This window comes from Caballeronia sp. LjRoot34 (genome assembly GCF_964253815.1).
Lineage (GTDB): Bacteria > Pseudomonadota > Gammaproteobacteria > Burkholderiales > Burkholderiaceae > Caballeronia.
Window position 1 is genome coordinate 1 of sequence record NZ_CAXUSB020000010.1, and the last position, 22597, is coordinate 22597.

The window sequence follows — 22597 nt, forward strand, 5'->3', positions numbered from 1 at the left end:
GGCCCGCGTGGTCGGGGCTTGAGTCGCGATCGCCGATGTTGCATCAACGAGGTTTTCAGACCTCGTGCGTTCAACATGTTGAAGGCCATAACCCAGAAAGCTCGCGAAAACCATATAGCTTTCGAGCCTTGGGTTACCGGTAGTCTTCGCGAACGGCCTTTGCCACGCGCAAGAACCTGAGTCTGGAAAGAGCGATGATTTCGCGTATGTTTCGTGGCCCTATCGCCTCCGGTTCAACCTGAGAATTCGTGAAGCACTCGCGCGCAAGCGCGACCCTCTTCAACGAACCGAACGCGCGCCGATGAAAACCCAGCAGATCCTCGCCGTCGCAATCCTCGTGCTGGCCAGCTTTGCCTCCATAGCGTCGATCGTGATTCTCCCCGGTCAGATGGGCAAACAGCAATCCGTCCCGCCAGTCATCATTGGAAGCGCCGTCGTTGCACAGACCAACGCTCTGCTTGAAATCGCGGGTTCGCTGCCGACCGACGTGCGCTCCACTGTGTTGCAAACGTACGGCTTCGCTTCGGTGAGCGCGCTCGAGCAAAACCTCCAGGCACAACGCGCAGAACTCGCCGACGCTGAGGAAACTCGATCGGTAGAGATCCAACGAACACAACGCACTACGTTGGTGTTACTCGCGCTCGCCACATTTACTTTCTTCGGGTCTGCCTGCGGCGCCGTCATGTTGGTCAGTCGCATTCGAACCGGTACCTGATACATGGCCCTCACAACCCTTCCCATGAAATCAACTCGCGTTCTCGCCTTCGTTCTTCTAGCGCTCGCAAGCCTCGGCGCGCTCGGTTCCTTTTTCGTTCAAGTCAATCTGATGCGCCGGGAATCCACCCAGTTGGCAACGCTTGCAGAGACCGTCTCTTCTGTCCGGCGCGGCACCGTCTACCAGATCGCGATGGAGCTGCCGTCCGACATATCTACCCGGGTTCTTGCAACGCAAGGCTTTTCGTCAATGTCGGCCCTACAAACAGGCGTTGATGCCGACCGTGTGCGGCGCGCGCAGATGGGCCGGGAGACAGCCGAGGCGTTCAATTCTGTCACCGTGCATATAGCGCTCCTGGTTCTCTGCTGCTTGAACTTCCTCACGGCTTCCGTAGGCGCACTAGCTTTGCTGCGCCGTCCACCAACATCCATCCCACCGGCAGCCGTCAGCACGAACGCCCTGTCAAAAACGCGTAATTAAAATGGAATTTCAATCATGAAAAATTTGCTATTGCCCTCGGAAAACTGGGGCACCGTCGCGCTTCTTTCGGGACCTGTCGCGATCGCTGCCGCGCTCTTGCACGGCAATCCCGAACGCTTTGTCTGGATAGTCGCGGTAACTATCGTATTGGTGTCGTCGCTGCTCGAACTGTCAAGGCGAATGGGCATACGGAGGCTGCGCAAGCGCGTTGAAGCGGCTGACACCACCACGTGGATCATCTACGTGAACGATGTCCGCGCAGGCACGATCAAGGACAGTGACTACGCCCGGGCCAAGCTGGATGCGTGGCTGAGCCCTGGCAACTACTTTTCCCAGGCAAGCAACTATTTGCGCGTCGCTCTGCTTACCATCGGTCGCGTAGGCCTCATCGTGCCCTTGGTCTTCGTGTGGTTACTGGCGCTCAGTGCCTATCTGGATCCAGATAGCGTGGCGCACCTGGCGGCACAGATGACGAACACCAATGCAAAGACGATCGAGGCTTTCGCTCAGCTTTGGACGAGCATTTCTATGCTCACACTGATCATCGTGACCGTCGTCCTGCCGTTCTTCGGAATCAGCCTCGGGCACGTAGACCACTTCGTGCGCGATACACATCGGCGAATCCGTCACTTAATCAATACATCGGCTGACGGCCGCGTCGAGGTTGAACGCGAAGCAACGCCCTCGGAAGCATCATCGGCGACCTTAAGCTAGGCCGAGAAGATGCACTTGCAGATTTCTTTTCACGACTGCACGCAGCGCCCGGCGGGCGTGCGAGCCGGCGCAAAGCCAGCAAAAGGATTGCCCGATAGCTGGCTGGATGCCGTGGTCGGCGTGGGCGCGGTCAAATCACGCGCCTACGCCGCACCCGGAATGCTGTCCCGCACGACAGTCGCCTTTCCGAGCCACGCGCACGGCGAGCAGTTTTGCATCATCGTGCGCCAGATTTCCAATCTGCTCGGAACGCGCGCGGACATTCACGAAATGCCAGCGTGCTGATCGCGCGAGGCACAACTCCCATTTGGCGGCGAAGATGCCCATTATTTCGTTCGATGGAAACAACATAGCGCTCGAAGACGTTCAGGACAATCCCGCTCGCTACGCAACGCGACTCGGACGAGCGAAGGTCGTTCCCGGCTATGCTGTTTGTGGATGCATGCGACCCGTCCCGGGTCGCCCTCTTCGATTGGTAGTTCGTCGTCACGGCACCGTCTTCCATCTTGCGCGCTGGCCAGACGAAGGGCCTCTGCACAATCGCGATACCTGCCCTTTCTTTTCCGATAAGCCCTCGCAGAGCCAAGGCGGCCCAGATCCCGACGACGCCATCCGCATCACGTCCGACGGGCTCGACGTCAAACTGGATGTGTCCTTCAGTATCCGGACTGCGGGGGCCGTCACTCGACGTCCAGGGACCGCCGGCACCGGATCACACTCGCGAAAAGCGGCACCGCTGCTCGCGTTCCTGCAGCGCCTGTGGCTCGATGCTCGGCTAAACCACTGGACAGGCGGAACGCACCGCAACTGGGGCACCTGTAACGCTCAAGTCTTGGCTCAACTCGGTGACGGCAAGATTAACGGCAAGCCGACGCAGGAGGTGCTTCATGTGATGCGCCTTTACGAGAAAGACGCCGCCGCGACGATCAAGGCGGAATTCGACGCGTTTCTTGCCCGCGTTACGCGCACTGACGCCGCCACCGAGCGCGGCATCGTCATCGCTGAATTGAAGTCGGTAGAAAAATCCAAGTACGGTTTCGCTGTAAAGATCCGCCAGACCTACGAAACCTTCTATGCCGCACCGGAGATCATCGATGCGGCCGCCAAGTCGTATCGCCACGCGTGGCCGCAGATCGGCAAATCTGATGCGCGAGTCGTTGCCGTCCTAGTCATCGAGCGGACAAAAGACGGCAACCTCTGGATCGTCGACCTGGCCGCGCAACTGTGCAGCCGCGCTTTCATTCCATGCGATTCGAGCTACGAAGTTGAAATGGCGAATCGACTGGTAGTTGAGCGTCGCCGTTTCGAAAAACCCATGCGCTTTGCCGAAGCGGACGAGGTGCTCCCCGACTTTATTCTGAGCGATACATCCCCGCCAGCCTTTATCGAGGTCTACGGAATGGAATCGAACGCTCAGTACCTCGCGCGCAAGGCAGAGAAGCAGGCGATCTACACCCGCAAGCAAACACGCGTCGTTGAATGGACGCCGCCCGCCGATATCGACACGGTGTCCCTGCCTCGAGCGACTTGACTTCGCCATTTCGCTGCTAGCTTGGAACGGTGCGCTCAGCCGGGCGCGCCTTTCCGAGGAACCAACCACCATGGATGATCGATCATTTCTGCTTAGGCGTGCCATCGCTCGTCCGGCCGATTGGCAGATGCGCTATCCAGCTCTCACCTGCGCCACCACCAACGCGACCGCTGATGAACGCCCCAAAGAGATCGTGGTCGCAGCTGCTAATGCCAGCCGTATCCGCATGGTCTTTTTCAGCTCTCTCGGCTCGATCCTCGACGTTCAGGTTTCGTGGAAGGAGCTTGCCAACGCTCAACGCTGGTTTCAGTTTGCTCTGCGCTGGAGCCGCTGGTGGCTTCCCGAACAGCAGTCACTGACAGCCATCATCGCAGCGGCGGGTAGCCCGGCCGACTCGCGAGTACTGAAGCTGCCGCTCGGCGACACCTTCACGCGGGACGAATCGTTCTGCGAGTACCTCGATATCGTCGAGGCCTTTTATCGGCGCAACCTGCCGACAGCCCTCGCGCTAGCAACCTGGGATGTAGATAGCGTTCGCCGCGAAGAAATCACTCTTCCCGAGCAACCGTAAGATCAAAAAGGAGTGAGCACAGTGGATACGCAGCGAAAAGCTTTTCCCCTACAACTGCACCTAGCCGGTTCCGAACTGCTACATGCACTTGAGCTTATCGCCCCGGACGCGTTCAAAGATGGCTTCGATCGGAACCATCCACAGCTATTGGATGCGATCGTAATTGCCAAGACCGAAGCGCCACCCAACGAGTTGAGCGTCAGCACTCACCGTGTCGTCGGATGGTCGGCGGCGGCACAATGCCCAAACGAATTAAGCGATGCCCTCGCCGAAATCGCCCGACTGAAGGCGATCATCAACACGCCTCAAGCTGACGACTTTATCCGGGCCGTGAGTATTGAGGCCGAGCATCAGCGTCAGCGCTGGAGCGAGAAAGGTGACGCAGGTAAATCGCCAGCCGATTGGTTTTGGCTCGTGGGCTATCTCGCCGGAAAGGCACTGCACCAGCACGCGGACGGAGACCTCGCGAAAAGCGAGCACCACATCACCACCACCGCTGCGGCGTGTGCGAATTGGCATCGCGCGCTGTTCGGAAAAACCGACATGCGACCGGGCCACGAAGAAGGGACCGGCCGCAGCGTTGGTAGCGGGACGAAGGTCCAATCATGAGCGAGAACAGCAGTATCGAATGGACCGATCACACCTTTAATACCCACTGGGGTTGCAGCAAAATCAGCCCCGGCTGCGATGGTTGCTACGCGCAAGCGCTCGCTAAGCGCTTTGGCTATGGTTGGGGCGACGACGCACCGAAGCGCGAGTTCGGTGAAACTCACTGGAACGATCTAATTCGATGGGATCGCAAGGCGGCTGCCGATGGCGTGCGACGCCGCGTCTTCACGAACAGCATGTCCGATTTGTTCGACAAGTTTGCGCCGGCCGGCGTGCGCGAGCGGCACTGGCAGTTCGTTCAGCGGACTCCAAATCTCGATCATCTGCTCTTGACCAAGCGTATTGGGAACGTGCGCGGCATGGTGCCGGCCGCATGGCTCGAACCGGGTGGCTGGCCATCGAATGCCTGGATCGGCGCAACAGTGGTGAATCAGGAAGAGGCCGATCGCGACATTCCGAAGCTGCTGCAATTACCAGCGCCGGTGCGCTTTCTGTCGATGGAGCCGTTACTTGGCCTGGTCGATCTGTCGAAGGAGTGGCTCGTACCCAAGTCGGGCGGAAGGTATCCGTTCTCGTCGCTTCCAGACGAATATCGGACCAGGTCCGTCGACCTTCTCGATTGGGTCATCGTTGGCGGAGAAAGCGGCCGCGGTGCGCGCCCTATGCATCCTTCGTGGGCACATGTTCTACGAGACCAATGCGCAGCCGCGGGCGTGCCATTTCTGTTCAAGCAGTGGGGCGAATGGCAAGTCACCAACGTGGTCTCCGGCGGCGATCTTGGCGCAGACATACGGCGCGATATGGTGCGCATCGTTAAAGCGAACGGGCAACCCGACGGACATTTTCGCCGCGGAGATGTATTGATGCGTCGCGTCGGGAAGAAGGCCGGTGGACGGCTGCTGGCCGGCCTTCAACACGACGGGTTTCCGACGGGCGGACAAGCGGCATGAGTATTCGACGACGCTCTCGGCCCTCAAGATATGCGATGCACAGGCTCGAACTTCGCCGTAGTCAGGGCGCGCACCGATGAACAATATCTTTCCATTTCGTCGGATCCGCATCACGAAGGACGATCGGACGTACCGCCCTTCCGAGTGCACGCATCGGCACATAAAGCTCGATTCCCGCGGTGGAATCGTCACCTGCTCCGATTGTGGCGCGGCGCTGTCGCCATTCTGGGCGCTCACCATGCTCGGCGACCAGTACGCCCTCGCCTTGTCTAGCATCGACTCCCTGCAAGTACGGCTCACCCAAGCCAACGAGCGTATCTTGCAACTGGCGGGGCAGCTCGATGCCACCCGCGCGCAATCGGAAAAGCTACCTCAAAGCGTCGCGATAGATGACTTGACTCACAGCCTGCCCGTGATCCAATCAAAAGACCAACACGAGTCTTAGCGAGGGGAGGGAATATGAAGCGGAAGTTTCAGTGCGGCCACACCGGGAAAGGTCAGTTTTGCCATGCGTGCGCAGCGGCGCAGGCAGTCAAAGCGAACGAGCAACAGGAACGACAGGCTAGACGCGAAGCCAAGCAACTGGCCGCAGCTTCCGACGGCATTGACCTCTCCCCCGTCAATCACCTTAAAGCGGTCCAACGAGAGGCGCGAGCTCTTCTCGAAAAGGTCCGCAGCGGTACCCATCCCTATGCGCTGCGAGGCAAGCCGCTGAAGGCCTCCGCCGGCGCCGTTCTCTCTGTCCCCGTGGGACTTTCCTACCGCATTCTGTTCGACGCACCGACGCTCGCGCCGTTGCGGATTGTGAGCCATGAGGACTACAACCTTCTGGCGGACCGTCGAGCCTGATCGCAAATTCGATCCCATTGCCCGACGAAACGTTTGCGCAACAGAACTGTTTTGTTTTGGCCCCTTCTTATCATCCGGCATAATTCGCGCGAACACTCTCCAATTTTGCGCGCATCCATGACCGACGAACTCTTTCCTTGTCCCCACTGCAACGGCCCATTCAGGATCGGGTATTCGCAAAGAGTCAAAGCGACAATCGGCGAAAAAGGGTTCGACTACTCCAGGTATGGGCGCAATTTCGAAGGCCCGCCCGTGCTCGGAGACACTGAGCATCGCCCGCCCAGTGCCCCTCAAACAGAACGTCTCGTCTGCATCTACTGTCCCGATCCCGATTGCGGCATGCAAACGCCCTGGGTTCCGGTCGGCGACGACGAGGACGCTGCAATGACCAAGGCCGGCAAGATCTGGAACAGGCGAGTCAATAGGCCGCCAGCAATCGAAGGCGATCTTCTCGACATGGTTCGGAAAGAGCTATCGGTTCTCGATTCGCCGTTTGTGATGGACCTGCTCGCGCGCAACACGGAAGATTGGGAGACTCGTGGACCTTTGTTTTCCATGCTCGCGCAGAAGATCAGCGACAGCACGATCAACATCAGCGACTTCTGGCCCATCGATCCCATCTTGCATGACGCATCGCGTTATCGCCGACTCGTGCAGCATGTGAAGTTCATCTACATCGACGGCGTGGAGTCTGTGCAGTTTCCGCGCATCGCAGCGCGCCCGGGTATTGAGCATTGCCCATTTGAAACGCGCATTGCGGCTGCGGTTGACGATCTTCCGTCGCGAAACGCTTGGTAGCCGTCTTGGGTTGCTTGACTTCTCGTTGCGATTGGCAAACTGAGCTTAGGCCATCAATTCGGCATGGCCTCAACCCAGGAGCTACCCATGTCCCCGATCGCATTCGTTCGTCGTCTGTTTTGCCGTCGCGAAGAGGTCGCCTTTCCGCTCGCAGTGTTTGTCTTGCTCTGCATGATCGTTAGCTACCACGCAATGACCGATCCTCGCCTTGCCTGGCTGGCAGGTCGGTAGACGAAAGCCCTTTTTGAGATACGTTTTGATGCCACGTGGTTCACGCGACGCAATATCTAGGAAAATCTGGCAGATCTGGTGCACCTAGATATTCAAGCAATTAAGACCTAAGCCATTGAAAATAAAACCCTTTTGTTTCTTTTGAGGGTCAATTTTACAGTCCAACATGTTGAACGCTCCGCGGGGCGCGATTTTGCGCATATTCGTTTCGCTTTCTCCGGGAGCACCCATTGTGGGCGGACCTCGCTGCTTTAACGTTGTCAAGGACGGCTTGCCGTCCGCACTCTTATCCTCTGCCTGAAGGAAGAGGCTTGCACTCGGTCGAACCGGCAAGCGAACTTTTCCTGGTTCGCTTGCCCTCGCTCACTCAAGCCTCAGTTTTCGTAGCCAACAGGCGATAGAGCGCCTGGCGCGAGATGCCAAGTGCTGCCGCCGCGTGGCTCTTGTTTCCGCCGGCCGCCACCAACGCCGAGGAAGCCTCTTGCGGGCTTACCGTCGGTCTCTCGCGTTGTCCGCTTGCGTCTCCGATTGCATCAGCGCCTCAGCAGCGATCGACACAATGATAGGAAAGGTCAAAGCGGTTTTAGGGTCGTTTCGTCACTTCCCGGCGTTTGCGGCACCGTCTTTCGCCCGACTAATAAGCGCCGCTATATCAATGCGCCGAAATACGCTGGCAAGGGACGCGGCAATCCGAGATAAAGAGGCGCCATCCAATATGTATAGCTCGCCGGCCACGTACACAGAACCGATATCCGTCCATTCCGCACCCGCAGCGCTCAACGCTTCCAGGTCAGCTTCGATGGCACGCTCTAGATCAACCTGAACAATGTCGCTGAGGTAGATACCCGAGTTTGAATTCGAGTCCGCAAACCAGGGATCGCTTTCGATATGAATCTTAAGGCTCTTCAGATCGTCGTCATCCATGGTCGCCGTCACGAAACCCCACGTAGTCCGGATTCCCCTACGCGTGCCTGCAAAATCCGCAATCTCTTTTGCATCGGCTTGCTCATCGCTACGCAGGTTCTCGAGCTCTGCCGCGCACACAGGTGGCGTCACCAATGGCCACGCTGAAAGCGATGTGCGATCAAGGCCGAGCGCAATAATGTCGGCTAATTCTTTGTTCGTGTAGATACGGTCTTCCATTGCTACGACCTCTTAATTTATCGAGTTGTAAATGTGAATGAACTGCCCTGCTTGATGAAACAAACTGCCGTTGCTCCCGCGGCCCGGCGCCAGAACACCTGTACCGTCCGATAGTTGCTCTTACAGATCCGTTCGCCGACCATCCCGAAACAGATCAATTCATTTGAGCCAATAGCCGATAAAGCGACTGCCGCGAGATGCCCAAGGCTGTCGCTGCGTGACTCTTGTTACCGAGCGCCTTCGCAAGCGCCGCATCAGCTTGCTCGAGCGTCACTTTCGGCGTCTGCTTTGCTGCCTGAACCCGATGGGTCGAAAGATACGCATTCGCTTTCGACGCACGGCTATGGCCCGCCGCCTCCACGACACGCTGCATCGCAGCGCGATGAGTGTCGCGGTCCGCCCGTTCATCTGAACCTTTCACCGGTGCCGGAACGCTCGTTATCCGCTCGTACATTTGTTGGAGGTATTGGTGTCGGAGCCCGTGACTCGTTACGCCAAGCCCCTTGTCCGTGATTCCGTGGTTTTTCAACACCCGGTAATAAAGATTCCGCCACTGCTTCTTCGTCAACCCGTGCCGCATCGTTGTACCGGTATAGGGATTCATTAGACGCGCGGCCTCTTCGAGGACTGCATACTTCAATTCAAGCGGAACGACGCGCGCGCGACCGCCTTTCGTTCCATGCGTAACGTTCAAAAAATCCTCGCTGCGCACCGCATCCTGCGGCCTCAGCATAAAACTCTCTTCCACCCTCAGGCCGAACGCCGCCTGCAACTTGAGTTGGACTGCAACGCTGGCGTCCGTGCGACCCACCTGTTCGATGACCGCGACCGCGTCGACGCCATTGCCCTCCCACGACTTATCTTCGAGCGCCACGTAGGACCTGACCAACCCATGCTCTTCGCGATCGGCGTAGTCACCAAGTGTGCCGATCATGTTGAACTTTCCCATCCACTGGGCAAGCGCACGCAGGTAAGTCAACTTGTTTTCTATCGTTCCGCCCGTCTGCCCTTGACGGACCCAGAGATCAACAAGGAATTGCACGTGTTTTGTTTTCAGGGACTGCGGGTATTGCAGCGGATGCCCGTTCTTACGCAATTCTTCGAAGGCCTTGCAGATTGCGCGCGCCCGGAACTCTTGCGTCTTAATCGATAAGGACTTTTTGCTGATCCGCGTGTGACTGTGAACCTGATCGACGTGGTCTAAGAGAAGCCGCTCAAGTGCGCCCTTGAAATCCGACGGCAACTGATAGCCTCGAAGTAAGGCTGATACATTCAAAATCGCAGCCACTGATCATCCCTCTCCAAATCTCGTGCATGCAGCAGCGCGCCAAGCGATCCCTGCACGCAAGATTAAATACGTGGTCACTGACCACAGCTCGCCTTCTGTTTTGCGCGCTTCGCGAGAGCCGGTCGGGAGCCTATCCCCGTCGCTCGATCGCGCTGCGCTTGCGTACCCCGCCGGGCCGTACCTTCCTGTCCTTTAGCGATTCCATTCGATCAACCCAACACGTGGAAGAAACGTGTTCGACTGTCCTGCTGCCTGCTGCCGATCCATTACGCTCACGCGTACAGATCGCCTCCTGACCTGCCGCCACCTCCGGATCCGCGAACCGGCCCCGCCATCGCGGAAACCACTGTCGCTGATGCGGCCGTGCGCTGCTGTCGTTGGTCGAGTGGTCGAGCATCACGCTCTTCAACCCGGCTATGCGGCTGCTACGGCTACCGCGTCGGCCTAGACGCATCCATCTGCGTCGTTGCGTGCTATCGCGATTGCGATCAGCTACACCGTTCGGTCACTCGGTAATGCTTTTTGCGCATTTCTTTTTACGGCTGCGCCTACCGTTCGTCTTCCGTACAGGGACGAGCTATGCCTTGTGGATCGCTCGTTCCCCCACCCTTAAGCACGTTCACTTCGCCGCTGTGTATCGGGCTTCGTGCAACGCGCTCAGCTTCGTATGCTTAAAGGGTGAGTCCATGCGCATTCGAGCGACGTCTTTGTGGTGTCGATTACTGTCCGACTGTCCGCAAACACAGCGTCTCAATGCGCTCATAGGGGCTGAACTGCCCGCAAACCCAATGGATATCGCCTGTCCGTTGTCCTCAATGTAGCTCACGGTGCTTTTGATTTGATTCAGAAAAAGGCCGCATCACTGTGCGGCCGTGGACAAGAGGGAAAAACGCAAGGCATGCGCCTTCCCTTTTCATACAACTTCGTGGTCGATGCGCCTGTGGCGCGGTGTGTAAAAGCGAGGATATAGCGACATGCCCTATTTGGGGCTCGCGAAAGATCGCTGAATGTACTGAGCTTTCGGTGCCTTGACTTCTCCCTACGCTCGATACAGTGGTCCTCGTAGCAATCGTCGTTGTGGCAGTTATCTGACAGATATCTATCAGATAACTGCTGCTTCGAATAACGAAGCATCGAAGCCGTGCCTCCTATCTGTCAGATAAGTAGCAGATAACTGTCAGATACAAATGAGGTTCGAAAACGGGTGCATCGTTGCTGCTATTTATCTAACACTTAAGTATCAGATATCTGTCAGATGCACTGACGGTCTCTGAGCTTCGCTCAACCCGGAGAGTATTTTGAAAGCATCAGTTTTCGCAGCAGACGTCGGATACGGCAACACCAAAAGCGCGTTTCGCATGGGCTCGGATATCGCCACGCAGATGTTCCCATCGCTCGCACCGCTTGCGGTCAGCGATGCAGTCTCGGGATATGGACAAGGCGTATTCGCCTCCCGGAAAGTCGCACCGATCGAAGTGGACGGCACCACCTACGAAGTCGGCCCCGGTGTCGAACTGTCCTCCGCATATGGCAACGCTGGCCGCACGTTGTCGGAAGACTTTTGCCTCACGCCAAACTACGCTGCGCTGCTCGGCGGATCGCTGCACTTCGCCGGCATGACCGAGGTTGACCGTATGGTCCTCGGCCTTCCCGTTCACAGCATCACCAAGTATTCCGCGGATCTGCGCGACCGGTTCACGGGCACGCTGAATTTCGGTCACGGCCCCGTCCGTGTCGGCAGCGTGAAGGTCGTGCCGCAGCCGCTTGGCTCACTGGTTTCCTTCTCCGAGTATGGCGGCGATCGCTTCGACCGCGAGAATGCGCACCTGGTCATCGATGTCGGATACTTCACGACCGACTGGGTGGTGGCCAGCGGCTTCACGATGATCGATCGCCGCAGCGGTGGTGCGCCAGGTGGCGCCTCGCAGATCTACCAGCGCATCGCGTCGTTGATATCAAAACAGGAAGATGAACCGACCGACGACATCGAGCGCATCGACAAATGCTTGCGGGAAAAGAAACCGTTGCTGTTCTACGGCAAGGACGTCGACCTGCGCCCACTGCTCGAACAGTCGCAGGCGGTGATCCTGTCCACGGTCAAGGACATGCAGAACAAGGTCGGGCGCACGGCCGACCTGCGCTCGATTGTGCTGACCGGTGGTGGCGCCGCGCTCTACGAACCGGCCATTCGAGCAGCCTTTCCCCGCGTGCAACTCGATGTCCTCGAAACACCCTGCTTCGCGAACGTCAAAGGCTTCCTCATCGTGGGAGAAGCTACCTTGGCGCGTGAGCGTAAGCAGGCAGGGGCGATTGCGTGACGGGCAAGCTCGACATCAAGGTAACAATCGATGAAGAGATGTTTCCTGATCTATACCGCAGGCTGATGGAGATTCCCAATCCGCGGGCGCGGGCTGGCGTTTTCAAGCGGCTTGCTGACGATCACGTGCGCGGCGTCGGCAGTACCGTACCCGGTCCAGAGGCGGGGCCACCCATCACGCGATCGCCGTTCGAACAGGAAGCTGAAAATCCAACGAGAGTGAGTGTGGTCGTCGAGCGTGCGGCCACGCGTGATTCCACGGCCCTCGACGTGGAGCCGCCCCCCAATGACGCACTGAGCCGCTTTCAGGTCGACGCGATTGCAGACCAGTTTGCAGGGTTTTAGCGCTACAGGTCCGCATGCTTGACTTCGCGCAGGACCTGCCAAGATGGGTTATCGGCATCGGGATTCGATGCCTTCCCTAAAGGAGCTTCACATGGAATTCTTCGATTCGCTGATGCAACTCGATTGGACACGCGCAGCGCGATTCTGGCTGCTGGTTGGCGCAGCAGTCTCGGCCTGGAACGCTGCCGTGTTATTCGGCCGCGCATTTGCAACCCACCGTGCGGGCAAGTAATGCAAGAGATCGCCGTTGCACTTTTCAATCGCTTTATGGCGCTGCCCTTTGTGGTTCGCCGCGGGATTCTCGGCGCAGTGTTCTACCTGCTCATGACCGTGAGTTTTCTCGGCTTCGGATACTCGGATGCCGGCAAGTGGATGACGTTGGTGTTTTTCGCAGCGTGGTCGTGGGCGTGGAATGTCTGGAAGGTGTACGTCTTGTTCGCGCGGGGCTTCTGGGTCTTCATGAAGTTCTGGAACGTTTTCCTGCGCCGCTGATGACGCGTTTGGTAGGGGCGAAAAAAAACCCGGCAAAATTGCCGGGTTTTTTCTTCACGTTTAGTGCAGCAGGATTTCTCCCTTTGCACCTGCAATTCGCTGCACGCAATACGTGACAGCGGTTTCAAAGGTCAGGCCTCGTCGCGCGCGCTCCACACGACCGGCCTTCCTGCGTTCGAGTACGTCGAACTCTTCTGCCTCCGACTTCGAGACCGGAACAGATCCGTTCTTCCTACCCGACGTGGCAATGATTTCAAACCGACCCACCTTGACGCTGAAGCTCATTTCCAACTCCCCTAAAGGAAAAGCCCGGCGGAATGCGGCCCCGGCGGGGACGAATCCCCACCGGGTGGTTTAAAAAATATGCGCGAGGAAAACCCCGCGTAATCAAGCAGGCAATGCAGATCGACCGCTGATCCCACGCCGAACGGCTAACGCCGGTGCTGCTACCACCGCATGCGATGCAAACCATTCGTCGGCGAAGTCGGTTTCCCTTCTTTTCGGACGGTGAATGATCACGGTGTAGCCTTCGGCGCGCAGACGTTTCGCTAGGTGCAATGCGGCTGCCATGCCAGGAGACTGCTTCGTGCGCTGATCGACGGCATCAAAGTCGGCGAAGACGTGGACCACGCGAATACCCAAACCTTCTGGCACCGCGAAGTCCGCCAGCAAAATGCGGTTCAGGCAATACCAGACCGGTACACCGAACTGCATGTGAGCGGCGTAGGCCGTTTCCAGCCCTTCGGCCACGCCTATCTCGCCATTGACCGGGTCCATGAGCCGTACGGCACCGCCGTTGAGCTTGTTCAAGGTCAGGTCGTTCAGCTTGGCGTCGAGGATCTCGCCATCAGCGGACACGATCGCGGCCTTCTCCGGCCGCGACCGCTCGAGGAACGTGCGATGCAAGGTGCCGAGCCGTCCATCTGGCAATGTGAACCGAGCAAGAATCCCCGGCCACTGTCCGATCACCTTCTTCTCGTGCCAGTAATCCAGCATGCCTAAGCGCAACGCAGCCGATGGCTGTACCGATAAGCCCGGCACGCGCGCCTGAAGGTAGCGAGACGCCAGGTCGGACCCCGACAAAGGCAGCGCCCGAGCCCAGGAAGAATTCAGCTTTGCCGCAATCCATTGCGCGTCAGCTTTCCTCTTCGGTATGGCCGCATCGGAAGGCATGCGCGCAGCACGCGTGCGAGCTTCCGCAAGCGTGCCGCCCTCGAGCTCAACCATCAGCTCAAAAAACGTGATGCCGGCGACCTTGCAGATCAATTCAAGACCGTCGGCTGCTTTCGGGTTGCCCTTGTCGCACTTGCGGCATACCCAATCGCCGCGGCCGCGATTGTTATCGTAGGTGAAGCGGTCGTTCCCGCCGCAGATTGGACATGGTGCAGCCTTGCCAGTCAGCGCGCTTTGCGGCACTCCATACTTCTGGAGTAACGCAAGCCACTGAGCTGGCGACAGCTTTAAGTCCTTAGCATTCATATGTCACTCCAGTTTAGGAAGTGGGTTGAGGTCGATGCCTGAGACAGGCGGAGAAACCGTGCTCAAAAAAGAGGTCCGGGCGCACAAAGGCGCGGAACGGCTTTTTTCAGCAAGGGGCGTTACTCAAAAGGCATGCGCGAATGCGCTATGAAGCGGAAGAAGTCAAACAGGAGAAGGGAGAGCGCCGCCCCGCGCATCCGAAATGGATGCGCTAGACGACGAAAGGTGAGGTTATACGGGAGCGACGGTGAGTACGTTCGGGATCAGATCAGTGACCACGCTGCGCGTGCATAGACCTGACGGAACGGTTCTATTTCGTATTGTCGTAAACATTGGCCGCGGGCGTCTGTCGCGCGCGGCATGGCCCGTAGGGACCTGCATGAATCGTCAACTTGGGCTTCCGTGAAGCCTCTTCGTCGATGCGCGTTAGCGCGGGGTATAAAGCTGAGTTTAATTGGTCCGTCGCCCTCCGTTCCGGGCGAATGGTTGAGATTTTGTACTGTCTTTTAAAACGACTCCCCATCATTCCAATAAGTCGTCTGTCGCAGCAACTATGCTGAGTGGGCAGGAATTAGCGCCGTCATTTCCTCGCCTTGCTGATTAAATGCGATAGACCAAGCTCGGTTGCTATCTTCCAGACGTGCATGCGCGAGTACCGAACACCTAAACGGTTTTCTATCGCGACCCTCAGTCGCTCGTTAGTCCAGCGCTCTCCGTCAAGACCTTCGACCTTCGGAGAGTGTCGCAACGCCGCGGCAATCCATGAGAGCGCTTCCGGCGTGAGAACTCGAGAGCGCGAAGTCGTCGTTTTGCCTCGTCGGATTTTCAGTCGGTCAGCAAAGCCCAAATCGATCATGATTTGTCTGACATACACCCGGGAGAAGTCAGTGCCGAACCGATCCCGAATTACTGACTTGAGACGTCCATCGGTCCATTGATCAGAGTCGAAGCCGAAGGCGGCTGGCGAGCCACGAAGCGAATCAGCAATCCATTCAAGTGCCTCCGCGTTGAGCGCGGATTTCCTGCCACCAACGCCCATGGTTTCCAATGCGTCTAGTCCACCGACGTCGATGATCGCCCTATAGCGCTTTGCGCTCGCAGCCGAGATGCCAAGCTGGCGTGAAACAGAGTCAATGGTTTCGCCGGCCACGAGCATTTGACCCGCTCGCAGACGTCGGGCAACACTGGGCAACTGATTCTTTGGTGCGCGCATATTTGCGTCGATTGAGAGATAGGTGGTTGCCCCGTTATCGTCTTGCTTGTGTGTCGATCGGACGGTCGAACTCATCAATGTTCAGTCCGCGACGCGAACAATGATAGGCAATGCATTGCCAACGTTCGAGCCATTTTTGCTCCAGTAACTCATAACGCCTGAGCTCCGCCCGCAAATCCTCGATTGTCTGGTCAAGATATAAGAGCTCTTCATTCCGCGAGCGTGAGCGCGATCGTCGATGAGGAGTCACGAGCGCGCCTTTTGCCGTCTGGTAGGCAGTAACGATCAGGGGATGCCGGCTCAACGCCTGTCGAGTGAACCCTGAGAACGCCTCTATCCGTTCCCAAGTCAGCTTCGTACCAAGCTCGCCGTCTCTCCAACGCTCAAGTTCAGCGATGATGCCCGCTGCCTTGCGCTCGCTGAGTTTTACGTTAGCACGGATCGCTTTTGTCATTATGTCCTCGTCGGTCGATATAGCGCACAAGGTCCGCTTCAACGAAGTCCAGCATCGCCAATTGAACCATCAGTTGGTCGTACCGGGTGCGCAAATGTCGTATCCAGTCCGGCTCAACCAGCGCCTTGTCATCGATTTGACCTTGGACATTTTTTAGGCTTACGAAGACGACGGCCGCTTGTCGCTTGAGTTCGTCTAAACGCGACTCGTCGTGCTTCAGCCATAAGTAGTCGTCGCAGTTGTCCGCGCACTGCAAATGACGCGGACACGGCGACATCTGGAAGTCGTGCAGGCACATGCCCGGACCGACATCGTGAACTGCATGGATCCGTGCAACGAGAAACGTCCGGGCGCGATTGACGGGAAGCACGCCGACGATATCGGGTACCGCCCCTTTCATACGACCACCCATAATCTCGCTGACGACGTGCGCAACTCTTTCTGCTGGGCTCGAATGCTGGTACGCCCCTGTATCAGCTGCATGCTTGCGGCCAAACCACTTTGTCTGGACGAGATCGGGGGCACCACCTTCGTCGAGCATATGATTCAGGAAGTGGCGGAATCCATGCGAGCGGATGTCGATCTGTGCTCCGTCATCGCACACGATCCGACTGCGCTCGAAGATCGAGGAACATTCGCCTCGCCCACCAAGGAAGTCGCTAACACTCTGATCGGTGATGGGGCGCGCCGCATACAACAGAGTGGTCTTGGTACCGCGGTGCATCTGGTTTGCATAGACCACGCATAGCGCCTCATGCAACGCCAATCCAGACCCCAGCGCGCCCGGTATGGTCGGCAACGCCCAGTGATCAAGCTCCAGGCCCTTGAGCAAATCAGCGCGGCTGAACCGTATCCTTCCTTCCACGATCCTGTACGCAATCTTTCGGGCCTGCAGGAACTGGGCGACGTTTTTGCTTCGCAATCCAATCATTGCGGGCAACGCCACGCTATCAAGGTCAGCCTCGGATGGCACAGTAGATAGCAACTCTCCGGTTGACGCATATTGACGCGCAACGTCTCGCGCACCCTCTGTCGCCTCATGCAGTTCCGCCAACACCTCTTCTACCAGTCTTTCCGTTTCTGTTAGCAAAGGCTTAAGCTGCCAATCGACGGTTACGTCGTCAGCGCGGCCCTTCAAGCGCGCATAGCGAAGAACCTTGCTGCCGTCTTCAGCCACCGAAACGGGGCGCTCCGGTAGCGTCAGCATTTCCCCCACGCGCAAGCCGGTGCAGACCATCACCGTCGCAATCAGCACCATGATGCGATCGGCGCTTGCAGGATCGGTTGGAGCGGCATTACGCTCAATGCCTTGGTAAAGCGCACCTATTGCCTGTATAGCTTGTTCGTCCGGCAGACGGCTATAACGACCCGATGTTGTTTCCTCATCTTCCAAGCGCCGCGCATCTGATCGGAAACGAGGACGAATTTTCCGCCGGTATCGCCAATCGAGCCTCAGGCGGCACAAACCGTTACGATCCAGCATGTCGGCGAACTCTTCCATGTGCCCCACGACCTTGTAGGCCGATGATTGCCGTTCGCGGGCAAAGAGTACCGCTGCCGCAACGTCAAGATGATCGGCCGTCAAGTCACCGATATCATCGGCTCGATCCGCCATTGCCTCGACCACGTAACGCGTGGCCCGCACAAATACCATGTGGCTGCTTGCTAACTGGCCTCGTTGACGGTGTCTCAGGCAGACAAGTGCCTTGACTACATCACCAAACGAACCGCTTAGTGGTGCACCGACGTTGCGAGGTGTGCGGCTGTGATGCGTGAACAGCAATCGCTGCGCTGGCGTATCCGCTTTATACGCACGCGTGCGGTGCTCATACGCGCGCGTCACGTCCCAAGTTGCATCTTCCCAGAGCACCCCCGGGAACGGGACGGCAGCCCTCGCTCTTGACACGAGCGTCTCACGATTGATGACCCAGTTTGCCGACGGCATGCCAACCGCGCAGGTCGGCGCCGCCATCGACTTACGTCTGATGACCTTTCCTGCCAACATATTCATCAACCTCGCGGACGACTTGAGCAACCGCGTAGATAACATCGTCGAGCTGAATCGAGAGACGCAAACCATACTTTGTTTGCCGGTACTCGCGACTCGCCAGCAGTTCGTTCAGAACGGCCTGATGATCGGCTTCTACATATGGCTGGAATTTCGGGCAGAGATAGCACGAGAACGGCGGATCAAGCGCGCAGAGCCGATCCTGACCACACGCTCCGATCTCAACAGGCGGTACCGCTGATATGTCGCCTACAAATCGGACGCTTTTTTCTGGGTTCGAGCCGTTCACGGCGGACTCGGCAGAAGGCACCAACGTTCCACGAAAGAGCTTCATCAACGGCGCTATTTTCAGCGCCGCTGCACGGTCCAATATTTTGGTTAGACGCTTTCCTTTGAGCGAGTAGTAGACCTGGACATGCTGCGTATCCGAGTGATCGAGCATCGAAGCCAACACTCGCCGTGAGACGCCCAGTTCGACCATCGACGTTGCAAACGTGTACCGCAGTCGACGAGAGGTGATGTGAAGCGCGCGTCCTGTGCGCGGCGATACCAGATTCATCCGCACCGCGAACTGTTTGATGAGGATGCGGAATTGCTGGACCGTGATGTGATAGCCGTACTCACAGACGCCGGTGGACTGACGCCAGTGGTCAACTTCACTACGCATGAAGAGTGGTCGGGGGCAGGCGCCGCAGTCAATCGAACTGTTGGACGCCACAAGCGATTGCAAATGACCGGCTAGCTCGCCGCTCACGCCCTCTTCAATAAAGGCCTGGCGGGCACCGATACCCGTCTTCTTGATCCTTGGCACCACCAATGTCCATTGCTCCGGTACGTCAAATCCCTTCAGGATATTCTGCAGATCTGCCTCCCGTAGCAGACAGAAGTTGGCAGGATTGCGACCATAGGCAAGACTCAACGCGACTGCAGCACGCTGCATCACATGTACCCGCGACATGGATCCGTCCTCAAGCAACGCACGACGCAATATCGTTACCTCGGTATCCCAAAGCGGGCCGCAGTCCGGGTCTTCAAGTTCAACGGCCATGCGGGACGGTCGAGCCGGAATCCGGACGTCGTCCAGTTCCAGCGCAAATTCCTCGTCGAAACCAAGGCAGTCTAGTGTTTCTGAACACCAGGTGTACCAGTTGCGCAGTACGTAAAAATCGTCCATCGCCTTGCGCGCACGCAAGCACTGAATTGCCTTCTCCATCAATACGCGCATTGCACTCCTCAAGCGCAAGGGCTCATCGATAGCCGACAGTTCGTGCCACACTCCTCTTAATTCGGCCGACGCGGTGTCAACGTCGTTTGGCCGACCATGCAGCGCGCCAAGGACGGCGTCGATCTCGATCGCAACGGTGTTGCCAGACAATTGTGTCAGCAGCAGGATCGCCCAACGTCGCACCGCATAGATCACGTGCAAGTTCCAAACCGTGAGACCCGACCAATCGACAGCTATGTGCTCGGTTGCGACATTGAACTTCCAAACGAGGCCACTAAGGTCCATCCTGCGACCGTCCCGATCGACGATGTAATCGGGCAATTGAGGTAATCCGAACTGGCGCAGACGCGCGGCCATAGCCTGATTCACTTGACTGTTCGTCACATGACGCCCCGACGTTTGACTGGCCAAAGAACGCTGCTTGATACCCCAAACTGATCTGACACGACTCCCGCCTGATTGCGGCATCAATGTACGGCCTCATCGAACTTGATGAGCGCCAGCCGAAGAAGTACATCATGTCCTTCTCGACACGCTCCTCATCCAAGCCGCTATCCAATCCTGTTTTCCGGAAGTTCATGGCGCATGTGCTTCGCAGACAATGCGCATGCAGGTCGTCGTATTCAGGATGAACAGCAGCAACTTGATCGAGCAGCCCGTTCACGCGCATGAGGCTCATCGGCTGACCGCTTCGACTCAGGAACAAGAACGGGCTTTTGTTGGCACCGGGAATGGTCCTGCGCGTCCTGCAGATGTACTCGTTAAGGGATCGAGCGAGTGATGAATCGCAAGGAAGATGTCTAGGCTCGGTCTTGACCTGCGGCTCGTTGATTCGTGGATCAGAGGGATCATCGGGTGAACGTTCAACGCGAATTTCCGGGATCGCTCGGGACAGGCGGCAATCCGAAACCCGTAGCTTGAGCAACTCCCCTCGCCGCACGCCCAAAGTAACCATGATCAGTACGATCAGGAAGTTGCGTTGGCGATAGGGCGTTTTCCACGGATTGTCGGGAGAGTCTGGATGGCAGATCTGCAGCAGCCGTTGCAACCGATCGGCGGACAACGGCGCCGCGTGGACGGCAGACGGTATGCGCACCCGCGCTGCGCTCGCGAAGCTACGCTTCATAAGCAGCAACTTTTCGCGCATGTCGGGGATTTCCGAGCTGCCTACGGACATCGCTGACATTGAGCACTCAAGATGCCACACGACACATTGCGCGACAACGCTCAACCGGAATGCGGTCGTGGCAGGTGAGACCACGAGTTTGCGGACTTTCCCTGTCGTCAGGAAGTTGCGCCGTAGCCATGGATGAAGCCGACCGAAGATTTCTTCTTGCGTCAGGCCTTGTCCAGATCGTAAGCGCGCCTCAAGCGGAAATCCTTCCTGATACGCCCACACCCACAAGTAGCCAAGCACACGCAGCGTCTTGACCAGACTGTTCACAGATAGCCTAAGGCGCAAACGCTGTATCAGATATACGTTAATCCAGGTGACTGGCTGCCGCTCGGCATCGAGCAGGATCGGCAGACGCTCGCCGCTCGGGTGCAGGACCGTCACTACGTGGAATCGAGCATTCATGGATATCTCCCAATGCCTGAATCCAACATAGACGATCTTTACAGTTTTTCCGAGCCAGGACCCTGCGAATGCCCGCCCATGGCCTATCCGAAGTCAATCCGTTGACGGTAAGTGTTACCAACACAAAACCAGCGATCGCCGCGGTACCCCTACGGCAAATGTTGCGGATGTTCAGAGGCCGTAAAGCGCAGATAGAAAAAGGAAAACCCCGCACAAAGGCGGGGTTGATGTTTACACTTTTTGGTTACGGGAATTCAGAACGGAATATCGTCATCCATGTCTGCAAAACCTCCGCCACCGCCATAGCTACCACCTGTTGGTGCCGCCGGTTGTGCCGACTGCGCTGGCTGAGAAGGTCTACGGCCAGCCGGAGCGCGACTGGTTGAACCCGTACGATCATGTGCATTGAAGTCATCGCGTTCGCCGGAGCGCTCGCTTCTGTCTCCGGAGGCACGATTGCCCAACATCTGCATCTGTTCGGCCACGATCTCGGTTGCGTATTTTTCGACGCCGGCCTGGTCCGTGTATTTTCGCGTACGGATGCGGCCTTCGATGTACACCGACGAGCCTTTCTTCAAGTACTCGTTCACGATCTCCGCGAGCCGGCCGAAGAACGAAACACGATGCCACTCGGTCAGCTCCTTCATCTCGCCGGACGTCTTGTCCTTGAAGCGATCTGTCGTTGCCAGTCGAATGTTGGAAACAGCGTCACCGCTTGGGAGATACCGCGTCTCTGGGTCCGCGCCGAGGTTACCAACGAGGATGACCTTGTTTACCGATGCCATATAAAGCTCCTTAAGATTTCTTCTTGATTGACCATTCCCACTTGTCCCAAAGGATCTGCCGTCCGGTTCCGTCCAACTTCGGATGGCCCAACTCATCGACAGCCGGGACCTTTATTTTTCCGAGTCGCCGAACCTCGACCTGATCGCCAATGCTCGCGCTGACCTCCGCTATTGCGTCCTTCAGACCTTCGCCCTGCAGGTCACGCCTGCTGGTACGCGTCTGAAGCGTGAGCGCAAAAGAATCGTAGGTTTTCCCTGGACGCTTGCGATCGGGGAACGTCTTCTCCCCCCACTCGACAATGCGTCCATAAGTAGCGCCTTCGTGACGATGCTGTTCGCGCGGCTCTTTGAAACGAGCAGGGCTTTCCGGCACCGCGGGTTGGCTGACGGACGAGCTACGGACAATCGCCGGTTTCTCACTGAAGTGAGGACCGCTTTCCTTGGCGATGTCGGCTTGACGAGGTTGTTGCCCCCCGGCCTGGATCGCGTTCACGACTGCTTGCGTCATCGAACAACAATGCTCCTCGCACATTTCCCAATGTGGCGTCAAAGACGGAATGAGCTTCATCCCGCACGTCGTCTCTTGCAGGGCGTACTCGAATGCGGGCGTGAACTGCACCACGACATCGCCCTCATCACGAAACAGCACGGGCATACCGTCGATAGTCACGTGCCGCTCATTGGCACCACCCTGCCCGACTACGGCGGGTTGCGCCTTTGCGGGAGGAGGAGAAGTAGGTTGTTGCGCTTGCGCGCGAGCACCAGTGGAAGTTGACGCAAAGATGCCACCGAAGAGGCGACCAAGAGTTGAATTCAACATG

27 protein-coding genes and 1 pseudogene are annotated in these 22597 nt (G+C 57.6%); 16 read left to right on the top strand and 12 right to left on the bottom strand.

The annotated features are described in order from the left end of the window. Positions 1-301 precede the first annotated feature (301 nt). From ACSQ36_RS45655 to ACSQ36_RS45710, 12 genes are all read left to right on the top strand, one after another. Complete coding sequence (locus ACSQ36_RS45655) at positions 302-715, top strand: hypothetical protein (RefSeq protein WP_436187406.1); 414 nt, start codon at positions 302-304, stop codon at positions 713-715. 3 nt (positions 716-718) lie between these two features. Then, positions 719-1195, top strand: coding sequence for a hypothetical protein (locus ACSQ36_RS45660; protein ID WP_436187407.1), 477 nt, complete (start codon positions 719-721; stop codon positions 1193-1195). A gap of 15 nt (positions 1196-1210) precedes the next feature. Beyond that, complete coding sequence (locus tag ACSQ36_RS45665; RefSeq protein WP_436187408.1) at positions 1211-1909, top strand: hypothetical protein; 699 nt, start codon at positions 1211-1213, stop codon at positions 1907-1909. Positions 1910-1924: 15 nt separating this feature from the next. Continuing rightward, entirely contained in the window at positions 1925-2194 is a 270-nt protein-coding gene (locus ACSQ36_RS45670; protein ID WP_436187409.1) for a hypothetical protein, read from the top strand. Between the two features lie 34 nt (positions 2195-2228). Further along, positions 2229-3440 carry a DUF1173 family protein gene (locus ACSQ36_RS45675; protein WP_436187410.1) on the top strand — a complete coding sequence of 404 codons (1212 nt, stop codon included), beginning with the start codon at positions 2229-2231 and terminating at the stop codon, positions 3438-3440. A gap of 70 nt (positions 3441-3510) precedes the next feature. Then, a complete protein-coding gene (locus ACSQ36_RS45680) occupies positions 3511-4011 on the top strand; it encodes a hypothetical protein (RefSeq protein ID WP_436187411.1) in 501 nt (166 codons plus the stop codon). A 21-nt stretch (positions 4012-4032) separates the two neighbouring features. After that, on the top strand, positions 4033-4620 hold the full coding sequence (locus tag ACSQ36_RS45685) for a hypothetical protein (RefSeq protein WP_436187412.1): 588 nt from the start codon (positions 4033-4035) through the stop codon (positions 4618-4620). Further along, entirely contained in the window at positions 4617-5570 is a 954-nt protein-coding gene (locus ACSQ36_RS45690) for a phage Gp37/Gp68 family protein (RefSeq protein WP_436187413.1), read from the top strand. The genes ACSQ36_RS45685 and ACSQ36_RS45690 overlap by 4 nt, the downstream gene beginning before the upstream one ends. A 76-nt stretch (positions 5571-5646) precedes the next feature. Next, positions 5647-6015 carry a hypothetical protein gene (locus tag ACSQ36_RS45695; protein WP_436187414.1) on the top strand — a complete coding sequence of 123 codons (369 nt, stop codon included), beginning with the start codon at positions 5647-5649 and terminating at the stop codon, positions 6013-6015. A gap of 14 nt (positions 6016-6029) precedes the next feature. Continuing rightward, positions 6030-6419 (top strand): DUF7682 family zinc-binding protein, encoded by a 390-nt coding sequence (locus ACSQ36_RS45700; protein WP_213766540.1) that lies wholly within the window; start codon positions 6030-6032, stop codon positions 6417-6419. A 117-nt stretch (positions 6420-6536) separates the two neighbouring features. After that, on the top strand, positions 6537-7217 hold the full coding sequence (locus ACSQ36_RS45705) for a Lar family restriction alleviation protein (RefSeq protein ID WP_414967941.1): 681 nt from the start codon (positions 6537-6539) through the stop codon (positions 7215-7217). Positions 7218-7304: 87 nt separating this feature from the next. Beyond that, positions 7305-7448 carry a hypothetical protein gene (locus ACSQ36_RS45710; RefSeq protein ID WP_414967940.1) on the top strand — a complete coding sequence of 48 codons (144 nt, stop codon included), beginning with the start codon at positions 7305-7307 and terminating at the stop codon, positions 7446-7448. 367 nt (positions 7449-7815) lie between these two features. Here ACSQ36_RS45710 and ACSQ36_RS45715 read toward each other — a convergent pair. From ACSQ36_RS45715 to ACSQ36_RS45725, 3 genes and pseudogenes are all read right to left on the bottom strand, one after another. After that, positions 7816-7926 (bottom strand): annotated as a pseudogene (locus ACSQ36_RS45715) (helix-turn-helix domain-containing protein); the annotation flags it as partial. A gap of 119 nt (positions 7927-8045) precedes the next feature. After that, a complete protein-coding gene (locus ACSQ36_RS45720) occupies positions 8046-8591 on the bottom strand; it encodes a hypothetical protein (protein WP_436187415.1) in 546 nt (181 codons plus the stop codon). Positions 8592-8745: 154 nt separating this feature from the next. Continuing rightward, on the bottom strand, positions 8746-9879 hold the full coding sequence (locus tag ACSQ36_RS45725; RefSeq protein WP_436187416.1) for an integrase domain-containing protein: 1134 nt from the start codon (positions 9877-9879) through the stop codon (positions 8746-8748). 1298 nt (positions 9880-11177) lie between these two features. On the opposite strand from ACSQ36_RS45725, the gene ACSQ36_RS45730 reads away from it, so the two are divergent. From ACSQ36_RS45730 to ACSQ36_RS45745, 4 genes are all read left to right on the top strand, one after another. Then, positions 11178-12197: a PRTRC system protein D gene (locus tag ACSQ36_RS45730; RefSeq protein ID WP_436187417.1), complete on the top strand. Its 1020-nt coding sequence runs from the start codon at positions 11178-11180 to the stop codon at positions 12195-12197. Next, the gene (locus ACSQ36_RS45735) at positions 12194-12541 is read left to right on the top strand and encodes a hypothetical protein (protein WP_436187418.1); all 348 of its coding nucleotides are present in this window, start codon (positions 12194-12196) and stop codon (positions 12539-12541) included. The genes ACSQ36_RS45730 and ACSQ36_RS45735 overlap by 4 nt, the downstream gene beginning before the upstream one ends. Before the next feature lie 91 nt (positions 12542-12632). After that, positions 12633-12773 (top strand): hypothetical protein, encoded by a 141-nt coding sequence (locus ACSQ36_RS45740; RefSeq protein WP_414967935.1) that lies wholly within the window; start codon positions 12633-12635, stop codon positions 12771-12773. Next, the gene (locus ACSQ36_RS45745) at positions 12773-13033 is read left to right on the top strand and encodes a hypothetical protein (RefSeq protein WP_436187419.1); all 261 of its coding nucleotides are present in this window, start codon (positions 12773-12775) and stop codon (positions 13031-13033) included. The genes ACSQ36_RS45740 and ACSQ36_RS45745 overlap by 1 nt, the downstream gene beginning before the upstream one ends. A 60-nt stretch (positions 13034-13093) precedes the next feature. Here ACSQ36_RS45745 and ACSQ36_RS45750 read toward each other — a convergent pair whose 3' ends face one another. The 9 genes from ACSQ36_RS45750 to ACSQ36_RS45790 all read right to left on the bottom strand — a co-directional run bounded on the left by ACSQ36_RS45750 (position 13094) and on the right by ACSQ36_RS45790 (position 22596). Then, positions 13094-13318 (bottom strand): hypothetical protein, encoded by a 225-nt coding sequence (locus tag ACSQ36_RS45750; protein WP_436187420.1) that lies wholly within the window; start codon positions 13316-13318, stop codon positions 13094-13096. 102 nt (positions 13319-13420) lie between these two features. Next, the gene (locus ACSQ36_RS45755; RefSeq protein WP_436187421.1) at positions 13421-14512 is read right to left on the bottom strand and encodes a primase-helicase zinc-binding domain-containing protein; all 1092 of its coding nucleotides are present in this window, start codon (positions 14510-14512) and stop codon (positions 13421-13423) included. Between the two features lie 580 nt (positions 14513-15092). Next, entirely contained in the window at positions 15093-15800 is a 708-nt protein-coding gene (locus tag ACSQ36_RS45760; RefSeq protein WP_436180692.1) for a hypothetical protein, read from the bottom strand. Beyond that, positions 15760-16179, bottom strand: a complete 420-nt coding sequence (locus tag ACSQ36_RS45765) for a hypothetical protein (protein WP_436180691.1) — start codon at positions 16177-16179, stop codon at positions 15760-15762. Before ACSQ36_RS45765 ends, ACSQ36_RS45760 begins: the two co-directional genes overlap by 41 nt. Beyond that, positions 16157-18049: an integrase gene (locus tag ACSQ36_RS45770; RefSeq protein WP_436180690.1), complete on the bottom strand. Its 1893-nt coding sequence runs from the start codon at positions 18047-18049 to the stop codon at positions 16157-16159. Before ACSQ36_RS45770 ends, ACSQ36_RS45765 begins: the two co-directional genes overlap by 23 nt. A gap of 106 nt (positions 18050-18155) precedes the next feature. Continuing rightward, positions 18156-19769, bottom strand: a complete 1614-nt coding sequence (locus ACSQ36_RS45775; RefSeq protein ID WP_436180689.1) for a tyrosine-type recombinase/integrase — start codon at positions 19767-19769, stop codon at positions 18156-18158. After that, positions 19687-20991: a tyrosine-type recombinase/integrase gene (locus ACSQ36_RS45780; protein ID WP_436180688.1), complete on the bottom strand. Its 1305-nt coding sequence runs from the start codon at positions 20989-20991 to the stop codon at positions 19687-19689. Before ACSQ36_RS45780 ends, ACSQ36_RS45775 begins: the two co-directional genes overlap by 83 nt. A gap of 254 nt (positions 20992-21245) precedes the next feature. Further along, positions 21246-21776 (bottom strand): single-stranded DNA-binding protein, encoded by a 531-nt coding sequence (locus ACSQ36_RS45785; RefSeq protein ID WP_436187422.1) that lies wholly within the window; start codon positions 21774-21776, stop codon positions 21246-21248. A gap of 10 nt (positions 21777-21786) precedes the next feature. Further along, a complete protein-coding gene (locus ACSQ36_RS45790; RefSeq protein ID WP_436187423.1) occupies positions 21787-22596 on the bottom strand; it encodes a hypothetical protein in 810 nt (269 codons plus the stop codon). Position 22597: the final 1 nt, after the last annotated feature.